A 21,659-nucleotide genomic window follows, 5' to 3' on the forward strand; every position below is an offset into this window, starting at 1 on the left:
TGGAGGGATTTGACATGAAAAAATGGATGCTGATTGGACTTACATTACTGCTGGTTGTGGTGCTGAGCGCATGCGGAAGCGGCGGCAGCTCGTCGGACGAGTCCTCGTCTTCAGGCGGATCGGATGGTGTAAAAGAAATCAAGGTGACGGCGTCAAACTTTAAGTTCGAGCCTTCCGAGATCAAAGTTAAAAAGGGCGAAAAGGTCAAAATTACGCTGGAGAACAAAGATGGAAATCACGGCCTGGCCATTCCCGATTTCAACGTTGACCTGCAGCAGCCAGGCTCGACTGAATTTACCGCTGATCAGGCCGGTGAGCATGAGTTCCATTGCTCCGTCATGTGTGGGGCCGGCCACAGCGATATGAAGGGGACCTTGATTGTTGAATAAATATGTACTGCGGTTGAAACCGCCGGATTGCCGCCTGGATGACTGCGGGAGGCAGATCAAGAAAGCGCCGACCAGCCGGACCATAAAGGTTCGCGCTGGCGGCGCTTTTTTTTGCATATTTTTAATGCGCTTCTTTCTCTGGATCACTGCTTCGCTTCGTTTCTTCCCCGTTAGCCATGAACAGTGGCTCTGATTGTATCACTGGGCATCTTGTGGCTAACCCAATGATGATTTAAATCCCTTTAATAAAAGGGAATACATTCTAGCCAACGGGCACAGAAGAGATAATAAATGAATATAACCATAGTCGACCTATCATCGTTGTCTTCTTTTCAAATATGATGTTTGTGTATTATTCGATAAATCATCCACACTCAGGACTGTGGTTGGATTCATGTTAGAAGATAATAAAGTTCTTGACTATGACGTTAGGTCATAGTGCATAGTTCTCTATGAATACATAACTAGGAGTGAGAGAAATGAATATAAAATCACTGCGCTCAGATCATATTTATCAAAAAGTTGCCCAAGCTTCGCCCGAGGAAAAGCTTGAATTATTCAGAAACGAAATGATGGCTCCCTTTATGAAACAATGGCAAATTCAACAAATCCCTTTTAGAGCTGAAGAAGCGAATGGTTTTGACGTTATTACGTTTAATAGTATGATGCATCGATCTCCTGATCAGATTACCCAGCAGATTTCACCTGAGGTAGAGTTGATTTCGTCAGATTCTTTTTGGTTAGAGTGTGAGCACGCTGTAAGGAAAAGCCTCCATCTATTTATAGAACATGAAATAAGTCTCCCCGTATCTGAATATTTGTTTACCATTCAACTAGGGAATCCGGAAAACCGTGCCTTAACAATAAACGAAGGATATAGCGGCTTTGGGGGCATTCCCGGGTTTATCTGGGGTACACTCTTGCCAAATGAGTACACGATTCCTCGAATGAAGGCTGCGCTGGCGCACGAATGCAACCATAATGTGCGATATCAATTTATTCAGTGGGATCACACCGTTAATTTGGGCGAGCTCATTGTAAGTGAAGGATTAGCTGAAAACTATGCTACGTTCATGTTTGGAGAAGAATTGCTCGGCCCTTGGGTAACGAAAACAAACGCAGAAACACTGAACAAGCGCATAAAGCCTGTGCTTAGAGAGCGATTGCAATTAACTGGGTTTGATCAATTTGCTCCGTATCTTTACGGTGACGAGATCGCAAAACTTCAAAACTTTACACCGGTTAACATGCCTTATAGTGCCGGATACGCTTGCGGATATTATTTAATCCAATATTATTTAAGAAAAACAGGAAGAACGATTTTCGAGGCCACAATAACGCCTGCTGCTCAAATACTAGACGAAGTAAAAGAATTTTGGAATGAAGAAACCATTATTAGTTATTAATGATTAAGCTTACGGGGAACGATAGCTTAATAAAAACGAGAAGGCAGCCGACCAATGTGATCAGTTGCCTTCTCGTTTTTTCAAAAAAAATGAACTACGCCTATAAGCGGACAAGGAGGGGAAAGGTACTCTTCCATCTAATAATCGAGGCACAGGGACAGAACATTTCTCTACTTCTCAACACGCCAATCTACCTTTTTCAAGATCAATATGATGGAAATCAGCGAGAAAAGCAAGAGAACAAACGTGTTCCAGGCGATAGACCCGGACCAGCCCGAAATCAGCACCTCCCGCATGGCCTCAGCGGCGTAGGTGGTTGGGAAGATATAAGAGAACCATTGCAGGATCACAGGCAATTGATCCATATCCACCATGACTGGCGTCAAAAACGAGATGAACATCATCAACGCCTGAACCAGCATATTCGTCAATTGATGGCTAGGCGACCAGAAGCCGATCAGTACACCCGCGCCAACCACGCTAAAGACGGTGAGCAGCAATACAGGTACAAGTCCCCAGCTGTAGTGGAATTGAATGCCGTAAGCAAGTTGACCAATTATCGCCAGGATAATAAAAGACGGTACGCACATAATCAAGCCGCGCAGCAAATTGGCGAAGATGAAGTTTACCTTGGCAATCGGCAGGGACGAATAGTACGTGAAGTGGCCTTGATGCTTCTGCCAAGATATCTCCTGAGCCATGGAATTGAGTCCCATGACGATTAAGCCGAAGAGCATATTTCCCGTAATAATACGGGTCATGACAGCCGGTGTTGGGTCGACCGTAAAAAATTTGAGAAATAGCAGCGTCGTTAATGGAAACATGCATGCCATGATGAAAATCCAAACCCATGCCTCGCGGATAATCGTGAATTGAATGCGGGCCAGAATCAGCCATTCCGTCATTCTGCGTTGGATTATGCTCTGCTGCTGGTGCCCTTGGAGAAAGACCGCTTCTTGCAGTTGCAAGTCATGGCTTTGCATGGAAGGTTTCATCTGTTCCATGTTTAGACCACCTCCGCTTTGGCAGGCTGATCTTGTTCGTCATCGATATGAAAATAGACATCTTCAAGATTGGGTGGGACGAGCGAATATTCTTCAATCGGTAAATGCTGCTCAGTCAGGCAGTCAATCGCGTAGCTGGCGTTTTGCTTCTCGATCAGTGCTCTGATTCGGTTTTCTCCCATTTTGGTCCACTGTCCCAGCGCGCTTAAGCTTCGGCAAACATAATCGCTTTCGCCTAAGGAAGTCGTAATTTCCAGCTTCATTCGCTGATCGACCCTTTGTTTTAAGACACTGACATGATCGATGGCCAATAGCTTGCCGTGATTTACAACAGCTACTCTGTCCACGACCTGTTCGGCCTCCAGCACGTTGTGTGTCACCAAGATTACGGTTACTCCTTGGCGATTGCGTTCCTGAATCAGATCCCATACGAGCCTTCTCTTTTTAGGGTCCAGCTCATTGGTCGGTTCATCCAGGATCATGACGGGGGAAAAGCCGATCAAGCAAGTTCCAATCCCGATTAAACGCTTCTGTCCTCCGGAAACGTTTTTCAGCAGCTTATGACGGAGGTCCTGCATTCCAAAGCGTTCCAACAATTCCTCTGTTTGCTGTACGGAGGACTCCTTCGTCAACCCCCGCAATCTTCCAGTAAAATACAAAGCTTCCCAGGTTTTTAAACTGGTTAGGGCGTGAGGCTCTTGTGAGTAATAGGCCACCTCCTGGGCAACTCGCTTGGTTTGGGTCTGTACGCTGGTTCCTTTATAACGTACCGTACCTGAGGTGGGAGCAAGGTGGCCTACCATCTGCTTGATTAGCGTGGATTTGCCTGCTCCATTCGGACCGAGCAAACCGAGAATCTCCCCTTGTTGAACGTCGAAGCTTATGTCTTGATTGGCGACAACCTTTCCTTTTTTGTACGTTTTATTCACATGCTCTAATTGATAGATCAGCTTCATCATTCTTGCCCCTTTCTGCTCGTACTATGGTTTTGCTGCTGCGTGTCTGAACCTCGAGAGAGTATGTATTCTTTGACTGATCAATGCTTTGGTTGAGATGGTGCCTAAGTATACTTAACGGTAAATCAGCAGGCGTTAATATTAAGATATCGTATTGCTCTGCCAAGAAGTGACGGGCGACAGAATGGTTTTCGTCTCAGCCTCAAGACGGAGACGGCATGCTGAGCTCCCGAACCCAATATTTCGATCACAAGATATATGTAACGCCATTCCGCGAAAAAGCGGGTGATGATAAGAATCAATCAAAAGTTTAAGCATCAAAACTAAAAAAAGTGACCACATATTAAAAAGATTTTAATGAAGGAGGACAGTGAACGTGTGCGGAGTTCATGTTAGAGTGGAAGAAAACGAAAAGCTGGACAAAATCACGAATTGATTGCGAGCATATGAAGTTAGGGGAGGAAACCCATGAGCCTGTAATGGTTTTTGTTACGCTTACGATATGATTGGATTCAAAAAATGTAGAAGATTAAACCCATGCCCTCGGCTACAGTTTGACTGTAGAAACGCCGGATTTCGTTAAAATGCTGCAGTATGTAGGCAAAGAACTCGTCCTCATCTTCGACTGAAACGATGTCAGGCTCAAGAGGATATACCTCGTCCTTGATCATGGTCGGAAAATCATATCGCAAGCGGAGCTGCGCTTCTAGTGAATCGCCTCCCAGGATCTATCAATATCCAGTCCGGGATAATCGTCTATTTTCAAATTCGTCAATGCAATTTCGCCGGCAGCGATTTGCTGCACCAGTTCGTCATCAATAGCAAAGTAATATCCATACATCCCCATGTTGTCATCCTTCTTTCCATTTTTAGTAGTGACTCTACTGAACTATCTAAATGTAACACCCGGAAATTGTGCATTTCAAGGAATTTTGGATATAATCGTCAAATTTAAATGATTAGAGTAAAGTTTGAGGGTGCTGCCTCTATCTATAATCAGGATAAGAAGATGGAGGAATTGATGTGAACTTGAGCACCGATTACTTAAGTGGATATGTGATACAATCAAAAAAGTTTGGCCTTTCAATATGACAAGAAAAAGGGAGTGGAATAATGTATGAAAAAGGGTTTGCTCATAGTTTCGGTTTTATTTCTAAGTCTTGTGTCAGTAGCTTGTAACAACGATAATAGTGCATCGAATGAAGTGGGGACACAGGAAATTAAAGAAAAAGTCCATTCGTATAGTGTTGGTAACTTTGAGGATGTAACGGCATCTATTACATCACATGAACTAATTGTGACTGATAATGGTAAAAAGACTTCTTTTGACCTTCCAGAGAACGAATTTTTTGTTTCAATTGCACCGTTTGTTGAATACACACATGAATGTGCTATCCACAATTTAACGGGGTGCCAAGGGGAATTAGTAGAAAAAAACTTCGATGTGTTTATTCAGGATGAAGAAGGTGATGTATTGATGGATGAAACGATTACTTCTTTAGAGAATGGTTTTATTGATCTATGGTTACCGCGAGATCGGACATATCAAGTGAAAATTGAGTATGATGGCAAAACAATAGAATCTGAAATCGCTACTTTTAAAGATGACAATACTTGTATCACAACGATGCAACTAACATAACACTCAATAAAACATTAAAGCCTGATCGTTCGGGCTTTTTTATTTTATGGGTATAGGTGGAATCAGGAACTTTTTCATAGGGCTCTTAATTTATGGGAGGACTTCTCAAAAAAGTAAAAGAATTTACCCCTCTGTTGAAAGATTATCTCCCTATCACAAGTGAAAGTTTAGCACTACTATAAGGGTAGGTTGTAAGAGATTTGAGAAAATTGCACAGAAACACTTTAGTACATTACCGCTACACCCGGTTACACAGCATAATTTCCTCCCCTGCGCAGCACTGAACTGCCTGTATGATAAGCTGCTGCGATGTACAAGCCACGTTTTTTGTTTCTACTGTCAGAATTTTCACTCAACTGGAACCCGCACAAAGTATTAACCTGCCTAATAAGCATGACCTCGTCCAATAACATGAGCTTGCCGAATCAGCAATATTCCACACAAAAGCATGAGCTGCCAGTCAACATGATCCCCTCCCAATGGCATGAAATAACCCACTCAGCATGATCCCACACATAAGCATGAACTTGCTTATTCCGTACAAACAGCTACATTGGCACGAAATTAGACAGAGAAACAATGTAGGTTTGTTTGCACTATGAATGTTCCTTAAAAAGAATAGTTGGAAAATAACGTTCGTTATAAGAAGTTAGCTAGGTTTTATTTTTTCAAAGACTACTCCACAAGGAGAGTGTATTCATGTTTAGAGAGATGCATAAGTCCAAAATTCACCGTGCTGTCGTGACGGAGGCCAATTTGAATTACGTAGGAAGCATAACCATCGATCAGGATATTTTGGATGCATCGGACATCCTGGAGAACGAAAAAGTCCAAGTTGTCAATATAAATAACGGAGCGAGGCTGGAGACGTATGTCATAACAGGCCCAAGAGGCTCGGGAATGGTTTGCTTGAACGGCGCCGCTGCCAGACTGGTGCAGCCGGGCGACCGCGTCATTATTATTTCTTACGCGATGATGGAGGAATCGGTAGCCCGCACGTATCGTCCGCATGTCGTCATTATGGACGAGCATAATCGCATCGTAACAGAGGATTATCAAGAACTGCATTCCACAACGCTGTGATAAAGAACAGAACGGAGGGCTGCCCACGATGAGAACCATTCGTAATTTGTCCGGCGTATTGCTGGCGCGCAAGGAAAACGATGCGGGAATTTTATTTTGCGAAAGCGGTCAGGAGCGCTACTTGTCGTATGGCCAATTACTTGCATTGGCCGGAAGGGCGCTCCATCTGCTGCGCGAGCAGGGCCTTGTGCCGGGCGACTTTGCCGTCATGCAGACGGAAGATAACGAACGGTTTATCCTTCTATTCTGGGCTTGCGTGCTCGGCGGCATTGTCCCTGTACCTGTGACGGCGGCGCGTACGGACGAAGGACGCAAAAAGCTGATCCAGGTATGCAAGCAGTTGGAAGCGCCGAGATTGCTCTGTGATGAAGAGCTTTGGCCGGGAATTCAAAGCTACGTTTTGAAGCACGGGGAGTCTGAGGCGCTGGCCCAGCTCGAGTCTGGCAGCGTGCCGGTTACGGAGATATTTGCGGCGGCTGCGGATGCAGGCCGGCCCGAGGCTGAGCCATATGACGCTGCCGAGACGGACACCGCATTCATCCAGTTTACATCGGGTTCTACCGGAGATCCGAAGGGGGTCGTGCTGACGCACGGCAATCTTTTGTCGAACATGCGCGCCATTATCCTTGGGGCGCAGTCGACGGAGAGGGATTCTTCGCTAAGCTGGCTGCCGCTGACGCATGATATGGGACTCATTGGGTTTCATCTTTCGCCGCTGTTTTGCGGCATGAATCAGCTGCATCTGCCGACCTCGACGTTTGTGCTTCATCCGATGAAATGGCTGGAATTAACGCATAAGCATCGGGTGACATGCCTCTCTTCACCGAATTTCGGTTATGTGCATTTTCTGCAGCATTGGAAGCCGGAAGGAGCGGACGATTGGGATTTGTCTTGCGTCAGGCTGATTTTTAACGGGGCCGAACCGATATCGGCACCCCATTGCCGTGATTTTCTGGAGGCGATGAAGCCGTACGGGTTAAAGGGAAATTGCATTTTCCCGGTATACGGGCTTGCGGAAGCGAGTCTGGCCGTGACGTTCCCGGGGACGGAAGATCACCTGAACACTGCCCTGCTTGAACGCCAATCGCTCACTGTCGGACAGCCTGTACGAATGGCCGCGCACGGGGATCATGCCGCGATCGAGATCGTCGAGCTGGGTTTCCCCGTACAAGAGTGCGAGGTGCGCATTTGCGACGAAGCGGGAAACCTTTCGGCAGCAGGCAGCGTAGGCTTGATTCATATTAGAGGGCGCAACGTTACAAGCGGCTACTATAAGCGGCCCGATGCAAACAAGCAGACGATTTCCCCGGACGGCTGGCTGAATACAGGAGATTTGGGTTTCTTGCTGGAAGGGCGTTTATATGTGACGGGCCGCATGAAGGACGTCATTTTCGTCAACGGGCAAAATGTGTATCCGCATGACCTGGAGGCGTTGATCAGCTGCCTGAAAGGGGCCGAAATCGGGAAAACAGCGATTGCCGCCGTTCAGGATGCGACGACCAAACGGGATGCGATCGCCGTTTTTATTCAACATCGCGGCAAGACCGGTGGATTTGTACCGCTGATGGTCGAGGTGAAAAAACTGCTGAACGGATCGGCCGGTCTGGACGTTGCTTTTGTTGTCCCCGTTCGGCGAATTCCGAAAACGACCTCCGGCAAAATCAGGCGCTACGTATTGGCGGAAGCGCTGCGCGAAGGTGAGTTTGCCGAAGCGCTTGCCGAGTTGGCGGAGCTGGAAGCGGCGACCGCGTTAGAGCGGCATGATGCGGAAGGCGGAGATGCCTTGCGCGAGGATGTCGGCTTGGAGCCAGCCACGGAGACGGAAGAGCGGATTATGTCCATCTGGCGCGAGGTGTTGAAAAAGGATTACATAGGCCGGAAGGACGGCTTTCTCGAGCAAGGAGGCAATTCGCTTAAGGCGGCTTACGCCGCCGCCAGGCTGCAAGAGACGTTTGGCGTCGAGCTTACGCTTACCGAGCTGTTTTTGCATGATACGGTGAGTTCGCTGGCCGCTTTGCTGGGGCAAAAGGTGAAGGAGGGGGAAGGAACTGCAACCGCCGCTCCTCCGCTGGTGGCCAAAGCGGAGGAGCGGACGGTTTATCCGGCGACCTCGGCGCAAAAGCGGCTGTTCATTTTGGAAGAGCTGAATCCAGGGCTGCTGGGCTACAATCTGCCGTTTGCGGTCCAGGTGAAGGGCCCGCTCGATATCGAACGATTCCGCACTGCGTGGCGGGCGCTGATAGAGCGGCATCCGGCGCTGCGGTCGTCCTTTTATATGGAAGATGGCAATGTGATGCAGCGCATCGAGCAGGCGGTCGAGCCGCCGCTTGCCGTCGTTGATGGAAGTGGCTGGCCGGCGTCTGCGCTGGCGTTGCGGCAGCGTAGCTTCCTGCAACCATTTCGTCTGGAGCAAGCGCCGCTGCTGCGCATGGAGCTTGTGCGCCTGGAGCACGAGTCAAGCGTACTGCTGCTGGATATGCATCATATCATTACGGACGGAACGTCGATGGGCATTTTGATGTCCGATCTTACGAGGTTTTACGAGGGGAACCCTCCCGAGCCATTGTCCATTCATGGCGGGGATATAGCGCTGTGGGTGGAAGCGGGCCGAAGCGGCGGCTGGCTGGAGCATCAGAAGCTTTATTGGCGCGAAATCTTTCGGGATGGCGTGCCGTCTCCGGCGCTTCCATCCCCCCGTCCAAGGCCGCAAACGCCAAGCTATCGCGGGGCAATTGAGCGCTTTGAGCTGGAGCCGGAGCTTGCCGGATCGCTGCGGGCGTTGGCTAGACGCGAGGGCGTAACGTTATACACCGTCCTGCTTTCGATTTATTATACACTGCTTGCGAAATATACGGGCGAATCCGACATCGTTGTCGGTACGGCAGCCGCGAGACGGATGAGGCCGGAGCTGCAAAGCGTGGTCGGGATGTTCGTCAACATGGTTCCGATCCGCCTGCGCAGGCAAAGCGGTTTGCGCTTCGATCAATGGCTGAAGCAGGTCAATGGGGAGGCACTGGCGGCTATCGGCAACGGGGATGTGCCTTATGAAGAAATAGCCGAGCTGGCGAATGTGAAACGGGAATACGGGCGGAATCCGCTGTTCGATTCGGTGTTTACGCTGCAAAATATGGAGCTTCCAGAATGGCGGGGCAAGGATGTCGTTTATACGCCCCAAGCAATGGACAGTGGTTCGGCCAAGTTCGACCTGACTTGGGAGTGCGCGGATAACGGCGTTAATATCCAATTTACGCTGGAGTACGCGCTGGATTTGTACGATGAGCGGGCCGCCGCGCAATTGGCCCGGCATTATATAACGCTGGCCCGGGCAGTCGCCGCGCAGCCGCATGCGGCGCTTGGCGAGCTTGATCCAGTCGATGCAGAGGAGCGGGAACGGCTGCTCCGGCTTGGCCGTTCATTCGCCGCACCGCGGCAGGAGCTGTCGCTGCACAGGCTTTTTGAGCGGCAAGCTGTGGAGACACCGCTGCAAATTGCCGTTGAAATGGGCGAGCGGGCGTATACCTACAGAGAGCTGAACGAACGTGCCAACCAGTTCGCGCGCGCGCTTGCGCGTCGCGGCATCGCGCCGGGGGCGAAGGTGGCGCTGCTGCTCTTGCGCTCACCCGATATGGTTGCGGCGATATTAGCTGTGCTGAAAGCAGGAGCCGTCTATGTGCCGATCGATCCGCAATATCCCGAAGAGCGGATTTTGTTTATGCTGCAGGATACGGAAGCGCGGGCGATCGTGGCTGCGGCTGCGACGATGGAGATGGGCGCACGGCTTGCCGGAGACAGCATAGATGTCGTCGACATAGATGGACTCGATACGAAATGGGCGGGCGAGTCCGTCCATGATCTGGACATCGACGGTTCGGCGGATGATCTCGCTTATATCATGTACACGTCCGGCTCGACGGGCAAGCCGAAAGGGATTAGGACCACGCATCGCAATGTGTCCCGGATTGCCGTTCATACCGATTATGTAAGCATTTCGAAAAACGATGCGCTGTTGCAGCTTTCCAACTACGCCTTTGACGGTTCAACGTTCGATTTGTACGGAGCGCTGTTGAACGGCGCGAAGCTGACGCTGGTCGGCGAGGAAGAGGTTGCCGACGTTGTGCGGCTGTCCGAGCTGATTGAGGGCAGAGGCATTACCGTATTCTTTGTGACGACGGCACTGTTTAATACGCTGGTCGATCATGGGCTGGAGTCGCTGCGCGGCCTGCGCCATATTTTATTTGGCGGTGAACGGGCTTCCGTGCCGCATATCCGCAAAGCGCTCCGCGCGCATGGACCGGGCGTGCTGCTGCATGTCTACGGCCCTACGGAAACGACGGTGTTCGCTACCTGTTACAGGGTCACGGAGACATGGGACGGACAAGGAACGGCCACCGTGCCGATCGGTACGCCGATCGCGCGTTCGGAAACGCTGGTGCTTAACGAGCAGGGCCGATTGCAGCCGGACTGGGTGCCGGGCGAGCTGTGGATTGCGGGAGACGGTGTCGCATCCGGCTATGTGAATTTGCCGGAGCAGACCGCTTCAAAGTTCCGGCCGCATCCGTTCCGGGAAGGCGAAACCGTGTACGGAACCGGCGACCTGGTGCGCCGCTTGCCTGACGGAAATTTGGAGTTTCTGGACCGGATCGACAGCCAGGTCAAGCTGCGGGGTTACCGGATTGAATTGGGCGAAATCGAATGCAGGCTGCTGGATTGCGAGGGCGTCAAGGAAGCGTTTGTGGCGCTGATCGAGAATGACGGCGCGCCGTATTTATGCGCTTATATCGTTGCGGAGCAAACCGAAGGGCAGGCAAGCGTTCGGAGCCAACTGACAGGCAAGCTGCCGGCATTTATGATTCCCGCTGCGTTTGTGCAGTTGGAGAAGCTGCCGCTGAACGCGAGCGGCAAGGTGGACAAAAAACGTCTGCCTGCGCCGGAGCGCGTGGTCTCATATGAAGCGCCCGCCACAGATACGGAGATTATTGTCGCAGGATTGTGGCAAGAAGTGCTTCATGCGGGGCAGGTTGGCGCGCTTGACCACTTCTTTGAGCATGGCGGCCATTCCCTGAAGGCGGCTGCATTGACCTCGGCCATCTACAAGCATTGCCGGGTGCGCATGCCGCTTCAGGAAATTTTCAAGCTGCCGACAGTCAGAGAGCAGGCGGCCTGGATCGACAGGGCTGCCAAGGAAGCGTACGAACCTGTTGCGGACGCGCCGAAAGCCGCATCCTATCCGCTCAGCCCGCCGCAGCGGCGCATGTTTTTGGCGGAAAGCATGGCTGATATCGGACTAACCTACCATATTCCGCTTGCGCTTCAACTGTCGGGTGCGGTGGGTGAGACCAGAATCGGGCCAGCGCTTCGGAAGTTGATCGAACGGCATGAGCCGCTGCGGACCTCCTATCATTGGATCGACGGCGTTCCGGCCCAGATCGTGCACGATACGGCCGCCTTTGTTCTGCAAACGGCGGAGCTCGCGGAGACGACGCTGCCGGAATGCTTGAACGAGTTTTTCCGTCCGCTTGAACTTGCCGCAGCGCCGCAGCTCGCCGCATGTTATTGCCGGCCCGAATCGGAAGGAGCGGAGGCCTATCTGCTGCTCAACATCCACCATATCGCGGCGGACGGCATATCCGTCAAGCTGCTGCTGGAGGAGTTGACCGCTTTGATCGACGGCGCGGAACTTGCGTCACCGGCTCTGCATTACAAGGATTATGCCGTTTGGCAGGAGCGACATTCTGGCTCGGAGCGGGCCAGGGCAAGCCGAGCGTTTTGGACGGAGCAGCTTGCAGAGCCGCTGGCGCCGCTTGATATGGCGCTGGATCGGCCGCGTGGCGACCGTCAAACATTTGCGGGCGATACGTATACCTTCCATATTCCGGCGGTACTCGCCGCACGGCTGAAAGAGACGGCCGCAAGCGCCAGAGCGAGCATGAACAGCCTGCTTTTTGCGGCTTACGCGCTGTTGCTCAAGGGAACGACGCATCAGTCGGAATTTGCAATCGGTTCTTTGGCGGCAGGCCGGACGCATCCGGACACGGCCCGGATGATCGGCATGTTCAACCAGTTTTTGCCGATTCGGATGCGTGTGGCGGACGAACTGCCAATCCTGGCGTTTGTCGGCGAGACCCATGGGCGCTTGCTTGCCGCATACGAGCATGGCGATGTCAGCTTCGAGCACTTGATGGAAGTGGCCCGGGATCCCCATGACCCGTCGCGTAACCCGCTGTTCGATACGATGCTGATCGTTCACAACCAGTTTGAAGACGAGAAGCTGTTGGCGCGCGGCAACGGCTGGAGCATGGAGCCTTTGCCCGTCAGCCACGGAACATCCAAGCTGGACTTCAAGCTCGATCTGTACAGCGATGGCGAAGGCGGTCTGCGGGCGGAGCTGGAGTATAATACCGGATTGTTCTATAAAGGTACGATGGAGCGGTTGGCGGCGCGGCTGCTTTACATTTTGGAGCAAATGGCTGCCAGCCCCGACCTGATCTGTGGCGACGTCGCAATGGCGACACCTGCCGAAGAAGCCGCCTTTGCAACATGGAATGATACGGGACATCCGTACCCGGCGGAGAAGACGATTCACGGGTGGTTCGCCGAGTCCGCCCGGCGGTGGCCGGACCTCCCGGCTGTGCGGTCGGCCGAAGGTTCGCTGACATATGGGGAGCTGAATGACCGCGCCGAACGCATGGCTGCCGTGCTAAGAGGCAAGGGGGTTGCAATCGACACGATTGTGCCGATCGCCGCTCAGCGCTCGTTGTCCATGATGATTGCGATCATGGCGGTGCTCAAGGCGGGAGGGGCCTATTTACCGATCGACCCGGAGCATCCGCCCGAGCGGATCCGCAGCATTCTGGAGGATAGCGGGGCCAGGCTGCTTCTGACGGGGGCCAAGTGGATTCATACGCTCCCGGCCTTCCAGGGAGAAACGATCGATCTGGACGCGCTTGCGGCTGCCGCCGAATCGGAGCTGCCAAAGGGTGAAGAAGAAACGGACCTGTCGCCTCAAGCGGGCCCCGAGCATTTGGCGTATGTCATTTATACGTCAGGCTCCACCGGCAAACCCAAAGGCGTTATGGTGGAGCACCGCGCCGCGATCAACCGGCTGAACTGGATGCAGACGGCTTATCCGCTGAATGAGCGTGACGTTATTTTGCAAAAAACGCCGATTACGTTCGACGTTTCCGTATGGGAGCTGTTCTGGTGGAGCTTTGCCGGCGCTTCGCTTTATTTGCTAGAGCCCGGCGGGGAGAAGGAGCCGCCCTCCATGCTGCGCACGATTAAGGAGCAGGCGGTTACGGTTGTGCATTTTGTGCCGTCCATGCTGGGTGTCTTTTTACCCTATGCGGCGGAAAGCGGCAGAGGCGGGGAGCTTTGTTCCCTGCGATACGTATTTACGAGCGGCGAAGCGCTCAAGCCCGCGCATGTCGCAGGTTTTTACAGCCTGATGGAACGCGGCGGCGGCCAATGCCGGCTCATTAATCTGTACGGCCCGACGGAAGCGACGGTCGATGTCAGCTATTACGATTGCCCCGACGCTGGAGCGGGTACGATTCCGATCGGCAAGCCGATCCATAACATCCGGCTCTACATTGTGGACGAGCGGATGAGACCGCAGCCGATCGGCGTGTCCGGCGAGCTGTGCATCGCGGGTGCCGGTCTTGCGCGCGGATATCGCAACAGGCCGGATTTGACGGAGCAAAGCTTTGTTCCGAATCCGTTTGCCGCAGGAGAGAAGCTGTACCGTACTGGCGATCGCGCAAGGTGGCTACCGGACGGTAATATTGAATATTTGGGACGCTTTGACCATCAGGTCAAGCTGCGCGGTCTCCGCATCGAATGCGGCGAGATCGAGCACGCACTGCTCTTACAGGCGGAAGTTCGCGATGCCGTGGTGACGGCAGTGACGGACCATGCGGGAGAGCCAGCTCTTTGCGCATATCTAGTGACAGCGGAAGGGGAGGCGCCGGAGGAAGCGAGCCTTCGGGCCACACTTAAGGAACTGCTGCCGGAGTATATGATTCCTTCGTATTTTATTGCTATGGAAGCGTTTCCGCTAAGCCCGAGCGGCAAAGCCGACCGCAGCCGCCTGCCGCAGCCCCGGTTCGCTGAAGCTGCGGCAGGCGGCGAGGCGCCGAATACGCCGACGGAGCAGCGGCTGGCCGAGCTTTGGCGAGAGGTTCTCGGTCTGGCCGCAAGCGAGCCGGGCGACCCGGGCGACCCGGCGGCGATCGGGAGAGAAGCCCATTTCTTCCAAATGGGCGGCCATTCCTTGCGAGCCGCGCAGCTTGCGGGCTTGATCGAACAGCGTTATGGAGCGGCGTTTGCTATGAAGGATGTGTTCGACGCTCCCCTGCTGCGAGAAATGGCGACCCGCATCGACAACGCGGCTCCCAAGCGGGCCGCGGTTATTGCCCGGGCGGAAAGCCGGCCGTTCTACCCGTTGTCGCTCGCGCAGAACAGGCTGTTTGTGCTGCAGCAGCTTTATCAGGGCAGCACGGCCTACAATCTCCCGCTCGCTCTGAACCTGACGGGTAAGCTTGATCAGGACAGGCTTCGCGAGGCGATTCAAGGGCTGATTGACCGCCATGAACCGCTGCGCACCAGCTTTGACTGGGCAGACGGAAAGCCGGTGCAGCATGTCCATGAGCCGGTTTCGTTTGAACTCGCCGTGCATGCCTTGATGGATGCGGCGGACTTGAATACATTTGCTCGCGCGGTCGTCCGCCCGTTCGATTTGCGAAAGGCTCCGTTAATTCGGGCGTTTCTCGCGACGGACGGCGAAAGTCGGCATACACTGCTACTGGACATTCACCACATCGTCGCCGACGGCGTGTCCATGAACGTGATGGCGCGCGATTTCGAGCAGCTGTATCGCGGCGGCTCCTTGCAGCCGCTGCCCATTCACTATAAGGATGCCGCCGTTTGGCAGCAGGAGTGGATGGCTTCGGAGGCGAGAGAGCAGCAAGAGCAATATTGGGCTTTCCAGCTAGCGGGTACGCTTCCTGTGCTGCAGTTGCCGACCGATTATCCCCGTCCGCCTGAACAAAGCTTCGAAGGCGCCAAACTTGCGCTGCCGATTCCGGTGGAGCTTGCGGAGGGGATCTCGGCGGCGGCGGAGCAATGGGGCGTTACGCCATTCCATATCTGGCTTGCCGCCTACCATACGTTATTGCATCTGATGACGGGGCAAGACGATCTTATTGTCGGCACGGCGATATCCGGTCGCTTCCATCCCGCAACCGAGTCTCTGGTCGGCATGTTTGTCAATACACTGCCGATTCGAAGCCAGCCATCCGGCGAACTGCCGTTCAGAGCGTTCGCCGAGCAGCTCAAAGAAACTGCGCTTTCGGCGCTGGACAACGGCTTGCTCCCGTTTGAGCATATGGTGACGATGCTGGATGTGCCGCGCGATCTGAGCCGCAATCCGCTGTTTGACACGGTGTTTGTCATGCAGCATATGGAGACCGGACAGACGGCGGCGGACGCCTTGCAATTCGAGGTGCAAGTTCCGGACAATCGCGTATCGAAGCTGGACATGACGTTTGAGATTACGGATCAGGGCGCAAAAGGCGCAGCTTTGACAATCGAATATGCGACGGCGCTGTTTAAGGAAGACAGCATACGCAGAATGGCGGAATGGTATTTCCGTATTGTCGGCCTTGCACTGGCGGAGCCGGGGCGACCGCTCGGAGGGATCGGGCTGCAGGGAGCCGCAGAGGCAGAGAAGCAGAGCGAAGCGTTCAATCGCACGGCCGCGCCGTATGCAAGCGGCGATACGGTAGAGGTTTACCTCGAAAGACAAGCGGTGGAAACGCCGCAGGCCGTTGCGGTTGCGGCGGAGGACGGAGCGTTGACCTATGCGGAAATGAACCGGAGGTCGAACCGGCTGGCGCAGGCGCTCAGAAAGCAAGGCATCAAGCGCGAGGAGCGCGTGGCCGTCGTGATGGATCGCAGCCTGGAGATGATGATTGCAATCTTTGGCGTGCTGAAGGCGGGCGGAGCTTATGTGCCTGTTGCGCCGGGCTTGCCGCCGGAACGAATCCGCTACATGCTGGACAATTCCGGAGCCAAGCTTGTCTTGACGAAGGGCAAAGCCCCTGAAGGGCTGGAGACGTTTTTACCATTTATGGACGTTCATGAGGCGCTGGCGCAGGAGCGGGACGACTTCCCCGTGGAGAAGCTGCATGATTCACGTTCGCTTGCTTATGTGCTGTATACTTCAGGATCGACCGGGCAGCCGAAAGGCGTTATGATCGAGCATCATTCCGTCGTCAACCGGATTGGCTGGATGCAGAAGCAATACGGACTGGACGCAAGCGGAGTCATTATGCAGAAAACGCCGATTACCTTCGATGTATCGGTCTGGGAGCTGTTCTGGTGGAGCTTTGCGGGAGCCAAGCTGGTCCTGCTGCCTCCGGGCGGCGAAAAGGACCCTGAGCTAATGATGGATACGATAGCGCGGCATAGCGTAACGACGATGCATTTTGTGCCGTCCATGCTGCACCTGTTCCTGGAGCATCCCGGCTTGCTGCGCGGCGATGCCGGACTGGAGAGCCTGAGGCATGTGTTCACCAGCGGCGAAGCACTGATTACGGATCAGGTGCGGCGGTTCCGCGAGCGGATCGGAGTTCCGTTCGATGCCAGGCTTGTGAACTTGTACGGCCCGACCGAGGCGACGGTTGACGTTTCCTATTACGATTGCTCTGACGGCGATATTCCGATCAACGATATTTCGATCAATGTACCGATTGGCAAACCGATCGACAACATCTCGCTTTATATCGTGAACGAATCGATGAAGCTCCAGCCTGTCGGCATTGCCGGGGAACTGTGCATATCCGGTGCGGGTCTGGCGCGGGGTTATATCGGCCGGCCCGATTTAACGGAAGAAAAGTTCGTCGATAATCCGTTTGCGGCGGGCAGTCTGATGTATCGGACAGGAGACCTTGCCAGATGGCTGCCTGACGGAACGATCGAATATTTGGGCCGAATCGACCATCAGGTAAAAATAAGGGGCCAGCGCATCGAATGCGGGGAAATCGAGCATGTGCTGCTCGGTCATCCGGCGGTTTCGGAAGCGCTGGTCATGAAGCAGGACGCCGCAAGCGGAAGCGAATATTTATGCGCGTACATCGTTTGCTCCAAACATGTGGACCATCAGGAACTGCGGGATTTTGCAGCGCTGCGCCTGCCGGATTATATGGTTCCGCAGGCCGTGGTGGAACTACCAGCCATGCCCCTGTCTCCAAACGGCAAAATCGACCGGAAGGCGCTGCCGGAACCAGAACGGGCGGCGGACAGCGTCACTCCGTTTGTTGAAGCGGCAAGCGATATCGAACTGGCTATCGCAGCTGTATGGCGCGAAATCCTGCAAAGAGATGACTTCAGCATCCATCATCGTTTCTTCGATGTCGGGGGAGAATCGCTGCTGCTGGTACGGGCGCATCAACGGCTGGAGGAGTTGTATCCCGGTGCCCTCGGTGTAACGGATTTGTTCACCTACCCGACGATCGCATCGCTTGCGGCTTATCTGGAGTCGAGAAATCGCGAGCTCGCGAGCTGGAGCTGGAGCGGTTTGCCGGTGGCAGACGACTGCGTCTGCAATGGTTATGCCGCGGAGCGTATCGGCAGCGTTCAGTTCCAACTGGACACGATCGTTGCGGAAGGACTTACGGAACTTGCGGCATCCCGCTCGGTAACGGTCGAAGCCGCGGCGTATGCCGTATATCTATACTTCTGGCGCGGCGAGTCCGGCATGGGCCGGCTAGTACTTCCGGCAATGACGGACAACGGGCTGATTGCTCCGAAGGAAATCGACTTTGGAGAGGTGCGCGATTTCGATACGCTGATGCGGTATGCTGCCAAACGGGTGAACGCGGGAGAATGTTATACCTCTCGGCAAATCAGAAAGCAGCCGCAAGTCGAAGCCGGATTTGCCTTGTTCCCGTTATTTGCAGGAGCAGCGCAGCACGGGTTCAAGGAGCGGGAGGAGCTATTGGAACAATTCGATGTTGTGTTGTATATGAGTGGTGCTGCCGCCGCACAACGCGGGGCGGAAGTGCCAGAGCTTGGCGGGGTATGGACGTACAACGCCCGGCGCCTGGGCAAGGAGGCGGTGCTGGATTGGGCTTCCGCTTATCTGGAGCTGCTGTCGAGCGTGGTCGAGCAATATCGCGCCGCAACAGGTAGCGCCGAATCGGGGGCGTAGCATGGGCCAAGCCGGGCTGCGCCTGCCCCTGAGAATACATCTGACAGAGGTTGTTTAAAAAGTTCCCCTTTGATAAGAAAACCAATCGAGGCAAATTCAAGGCTGAGCGACCGCGATTCAGAGATAGGTTTTCTTGCGATATAGAATTTCATCAACTCCGTTGATAACTTATAAATCCTATATCTAACACGAAGTAACACTGGAGCTTACTAGGCATCGAATCTTGAATTCAGCCGGGCCTAAGCGGATGCTTACGAAGTCATGTTTCCTGCGGAAACATTTTAGGTGCTCACGTACCCAAAACAAGCCTATGTTTCCGAGGTCGCTTTCTACGAAAACGTGTAGCTCCGCTCCTTTCGTCCCTGGCTTCATCCAACTGAAGCGTTTTGTAAAAACGCACATCGGAAGCATAAGCTTCGGCGCTGAAAGTCTGACTTTTTAAACACGTATTGACGAAGGAAGAAAGGAGCTTTCCTGTGAAAAAAGTGTTGAACATGATAGGGAATATCGCTCTTTATCTCGGGGTCTTTTATGCGCTGCTCTATCTGCTTCGCTCTACTTACAATTACGAAGTGACGCTGTCCTTCGCCAAGTTTCTGGATCGCAATCCAGCCATGTTTATAGCTGTTCTGTTCACGTTGATTACGCTTGTTTATTTGCTCATCTTTCGTATCAAAGGATGGATATGGCCCCATGCGGGAAAAAATCTGTTTCGCGCGTCGGGCTTTAAACGGCTGAAAGCCTCGCGCGTCTTGTTAATGATTGGCTTGGGTCTTGCCGGAAGTTTGTTCAGTATCGGCCTGATCGTCATTGACGATATTGCGCGGCAATTTCCGTCCATTCCCATGCTTGTCAACGATACGATCAGGGGGGATTCGATCTGGTATGTCATTCTGGGCGCCGGTTTGATCGGCCCGGCATTTGAAGAAATATTGTTCAGGGGTCTCATTTTCAGCGAGCTTCGCAGGGTTATGCCGGTATATGTGGCCCTGGTGTTGCAAGCCGCAGCATACGCCTACTTCCAGCCGAGCCTGGCGCTTTCGGTCATCAGCATCGGTTCGGGCCTGATTTACGGGTCACTGTATCTGCGCACCGGGTCGCTGTGGGCGCCTATTCTGGTACAGAATACGACCATGGGCACAATCTTTCTGTTTAAATACATCGGGTTCTACGAATGGTTTGGCAAGCTGGGCGATGTTTCGCTGTATATTATTACAGCGCTCTGTCTGGCTGCGTTGATTGGAGGTACCGTTTATGTCTGGCGGACCTCTGGCAGCGGCGGCATCGGCGCACGCGCCGGTCAAGCTCTGACGGCTGACATGCCGTCAGCAGCACAAAAGGGGGGCTGACCGCATGAAGGCGTGGGGAATGATGCTGGCTCGCGTGGCTGTTGTTATCGGCCTGTATTTTGCATGGTTTTTTACCGTAACGACATTATTTTTCGATTATGTGTACCCCAGAAGCACGTGGTTTGAACAGAACACGGTAACCGTCATTATTTTGAACGATATGGTGGGTTTGCCGCTCATGCTGCTGGCCTGGAGGCTTATATTCAAAGAAAATCTGTTTAAGGCGGCTAAGTTTCGCGTGATGGGCGGCAAATCAGTAGCGATCGCTTTATGGATCGGGCTTGGAGCCGGCCTGTTTACGGTCGCATTCTCCCGTCTTCCCGCCATTGCATCGGACAAGTACCAGTTCCGCGAATTGTTTGATTACTTGAACCGCGCGGAATGGTATGTATTTCTGATTTTCCTGATTCTTGGAAATATTTACAAGGAGACGTTGTTCAGAGGCATTCTGATGAATGAGTTCAGACGCGTACTCCCGGTTTGGATCGCGATTGTGATTCAGGGCGTGTTGTACGGGACGTTGTTCTTTTTCGGAGACATTCCGCTGTCGCTGTACGGTTTTCTCGGCGCGGTTATATTTGCGCTCTTGTATGTCTGGTTTAAATCCATTTGGGCGCCGATTGCCGCCCAAGTTGCCTGTCAGGGCAGCCAGTACCTGCTTTGGCATTACGGGCCGGAGACGACGGACGTCACCGTCATGTCCATCGTGATGGCAGTGGCGGCCGCCATGATTACGGTTGGGATATTCCTTGCGGTCAAACATCGCTCTCCGATCTCCGCGCGGCTGCCTTCCGAGGCGGTGACTTCGGCGTGAAGGGATTGCGAATAGCGGGAAATACCGTCATATATTTGGTCATTTATGCGGCGATTGTGATGCTTGTCAATCAAGCGCTCTACAACTGGGTCGGTGATCCCGGTCTGAAAGATTGGATCAAAGGCAATTCCGGCATTGTGCTGATTGTATCCAATATCATCGTGCTTGCCGTCTATCTTCCGCTGCTGCGCTGGCAAAAAATTTCGCTGAAGGATTTGGGGTTTGTTCCAGCGCGCGGCGGATCGTTGCTGCTGTCCACAGGGACGGGCGTCTGGCTCGGCTTGTTTATCGCCGCGTTTACCCGTCTTCCGTGGATAAAGTCGACCTTTCCGGCCATTTCGGATCTAGTAGCTTTTGTCGCCGGCGGTAGCCTGATCATTTTTGTGCTCGGCAGCTTGCTGCTGGGGTCTTTGCTGGAGGAATGGCTGTTCAGAGGAATGCTGTTTCATACGCTGCGTCAACGTCTTTCGGTTCTGTGGACGGTTCTGCTCCAGGCCGTATTGTTCGGTGCGGTATTTATGAATATGACGGTTGGCGCATTTGCAGCGCTGGGTGCGATCGTATACGGCGCCGTTCGCGCCGGCTCGCATTCGCTTTGGGGGTCGCTTGCGGCCCATGTGTGCAGCACAGGTACCTTGTATATCGTACTGCAATGGATGGACGATTGGCAGTCCGGTACGCTTGCATTATTAGCCCTGATCAGCGGACTCGGCATCGCGGCGCATGTGTTTCTGCTGCTGCGCCGGAGCGGCGAGAGGGCGGAAAAAGAACAAGTCATCAGTAATTCCATTACTAGCTAGGAGGGAAG

General features: G+C 53.3%; 13 protein-coding genes. 9 read left to right on the forward strand and 4 right to left on the reverse strand.

Annotation, left to right across the window (positions count from 1 at the left end):
• Positions 1-14 precede the first annotated feature (14 nt).
• From J7E85_RS09790 to J7E85_RS09800, 3 genes are all read left to right on the forward strand, one after another.
• Positions 15-389 (forward strand): cupredoxin domain-containing protein, encoded by a 375-nt coding sequence (locus tag J7E85_RS09790; protein ID WP_215157291.1) that lies wholly within the window; start codon positions 15-17, stop codon positions 387-389.
• The gene (locus tag J7E85_RS09795; protein ID WP_215157293.1) at positions 382-582 is read left to right on the forward strand and encodes a hypothetical protein; all 201 of its coding nucleotides are present in this window, start codon (positions 382-384) and stop codon (positions 580-582) included. Before J7E85_RS09790 ends, J7E85_RS09795 begins: the two co-directional genes overlap by 8 nt.
• Positions 583-868: 286 nt before the next feature.
• A complete protein-coding gene (locus J7E85_RS09800) occupies positions 869-1,795 on the forward strand; it encodes a DUF2268 domain-containing putative Zn-dependent protease (RefSeq protein ID WP_215157295.1) in 927 nt (308 codons plus the stop codon).
• 170 nt (positions 1,796-1,965) lie between these two features.
• On the opposite strand, the gene J7E85_RS09805 is transcribed toward J7E85_RS09800, so the two are convergent.
• The 4 genes from J7E85_RS09805 to J7E85_RS33980 all read right to left on the reverse strand — a co-directional run bounded on the left by J7E85_RS09805 (position 1,966) and on the right by J7E85_RS33980 (position 4,602).
• On the reverse strand, positions 1,966-2,799 hold the full coding sequence (locus J7E85_RS09805; RefSeq protein ID WP_215157297.1) for an ABC transporter permease: 834 nt from the start codon (positions 2,797-2,799) through the stop codon (positions 1,966-1,968).
• Between the two features lie 2 nt (positions 2,800-2,801).
• Complete coding sequence (locus J7E85_RS09810) at positions 2,802-3,758, reverse strand: ABC transporter ATP-binding protein (RefSeq protein ID WP_215157299.1); 957 nt, start codon at positions 3,756-3,758, stop codon at positions 2,802-2,804.
• A gap of 509 nt (positions 3,759-4,267) precedes the next feature.
• Positions 4,268-4,447: a DUF1877 family protein gene (locus J7E85_RS33975; protein WP_251035613.1), complete on the reverse strand. Its 180-nt coding sequence runs from the start codon at positions 4,445-4,447 to the stop codon at positions 4,268-4,270.
• A 14-nt stretch (positions 4,448-4,461) separates the two neighbouring features.
• Positions 4,462-4,602: a DUF1877 family protein gene (locus J7E85_RS33980; RefSeq protein ID WP_251035614.1), complete on the reverse strand. Its 141-nt coding sequence runs from the start codon at positions 4,600-4,602 to the stop codon at positions 4,462-4,464.
• Between the two features lie 270 nt (positions 4,603-4,872).
• On the opposite strand from J7E85_RS33980, the gene J7E85_RS09820 reads away from it, so the two are divergent.
• The 6 genes from J7E85_RS09820 (at position 4,873) to J7E85_RS09845 (ending at position 21,651) form a co-directional block, all read left to right on the forward strand.
• Positions 4,873-5,397, forward strand: coding sequence for a CueP family metal-binding protein (locus J7E85_RS09820; protein WP_215157301.1), 525 nt, complete (start codon positions 4,873-4,875; stop codon positions 5,395-5,397).
• A gap of 699 nt (positions 5,398-6,096) precedes the next feature.
• Positions 6,097-6,480 (forward strand): aspartate 1-decarboxylase, encoded by a 384-nt coding sequence (gene panD / locus J7E85_RS09825; protein ID WP_215157303.1) that lies wholly within the window; start codon positions 6,097-6,099, stop codon positions 6,478-6,480.
• 28 nt (positions 6,481-6,508) lie between these two features.
• Positions 6,509-18,688, forward strand: a complete 12,180-nt coding sequence (locus J7E85_RS09830; protein WP_215157305.1) for a non-ribosomal peptide synthetase — start codon at positions 6,509-6,511, stop codon at positions 18,686-18,688.
• A 476-nt stretch (positions 18,689-19,164) separates the two neighbouring features.
• Positions 19,165-20,037, forward strand: coding sequence for a CPBP family intramembrane glutamic endopeptidase (locus J7E85_RS09835; protein WP_215157307.1), 873 nt, complete (start codon positions 19,165-19,167; stop codon positions 20,035-20,037).
• Positions 20,038-20,041: 4 nt separating this feature from the next.
• Positions 20,042-20,851: a CPBP family intramembrane glutamic endopeptidase gene (locus J7E85_RS09840; protein WP_215157309.1), complete on the forward strand. Its 810-nt coding sequence runs from the start codon at positions 20,042-20,044 to the stop codon at positions 20,849-20,851.
• The gene (locus tag J7E85_RS09845; protein WP_215157311.1) at positions 20,848-21,651 is read left to right on the forward strand and encodes a CPBP family intramembrane glutamic endopeptidase; all 804 of its coding nucleotides are present in this window, start codon (positions 20,848-20,850) and stop codon (positions 21,649-21,651) included. Before J7E85_RS09840 ends, J7E85_RS09845 begins: the two co-directional genes overlap by 4 nt.
• Positions 21,652-21,659: the final 8 nt, after the last annotated feature.

This window comes from Paenibacillus sp. ISL-20, from assembly GCF_018613005.1.
In the GTDB taxonomy this organism is placed as follows: Bacteria; Bacillota; Bacilli; order Paenibacillales; family Paenibacillaceae; genus Paenibacillus_AQ.

Coding starts and splice junctions, on each gene's coding strand:
- J7E85_RS09790 (WP_215157291.1), top strand. CDS start 15: ATGAAAAAATGGATGCTGATTGGACTTACATTACTGCTGGTTGTGGTG.
- J7E85_RS09800 (WP_215157295.1), top strand. CDS start 869: ATGAATATAAAATCACTGCGCTCAGATCATATTTATCAAAAAGTTGCC.
- J7E85_RS09805 (WP_215157297.1), bottom strand. CDS start 2,799: ATGGAACAGATGAAACCTTCCATGCAAAGCCATGACTTGCAACTGCAA.
- J7E85_RS09810 (WP_215157299.1), bottom strand. CDS start 3,758: ATGATGAAGCTGATCTATCAATTAGAGCATGTGAATAAAACGTACAAA.
- J7E85_RS33980 (WP_251035614.1), bottom strand. CDS start 4,602: ATGGGGATGTATGGATATTACTTTGCTATTGATGACGAACTGGTGCAG.
- J7E85_RS09820 (WP_215157301.1), top strand. CDS start 4,873: ATGAAAAAGGGTTTGCTCATAGTTTCGGTTTTATTTCTAAGTCTTGTG.
- panD (WP_215157303.1), top strand. CDS start 6,097: ATGTTTAGAGAGATGCATAAGTCCAAAATTCACCGTGCTGTCGTGACG.
- J7E85_RS09830 (WP_215157305.1), top strand. CDS start 6,509: ATGAGAACCATTCGTAATTTGTCCGGCGTATTGCTGGCGCGCAAGGAA.
- J7E85_RS09840 (WP_215157309.1), top strand. CDS start 20,042: ATGAAGGCGTGGGGAATGATGCTGGCTCGCGTGGCTGTTGTTATCGGC.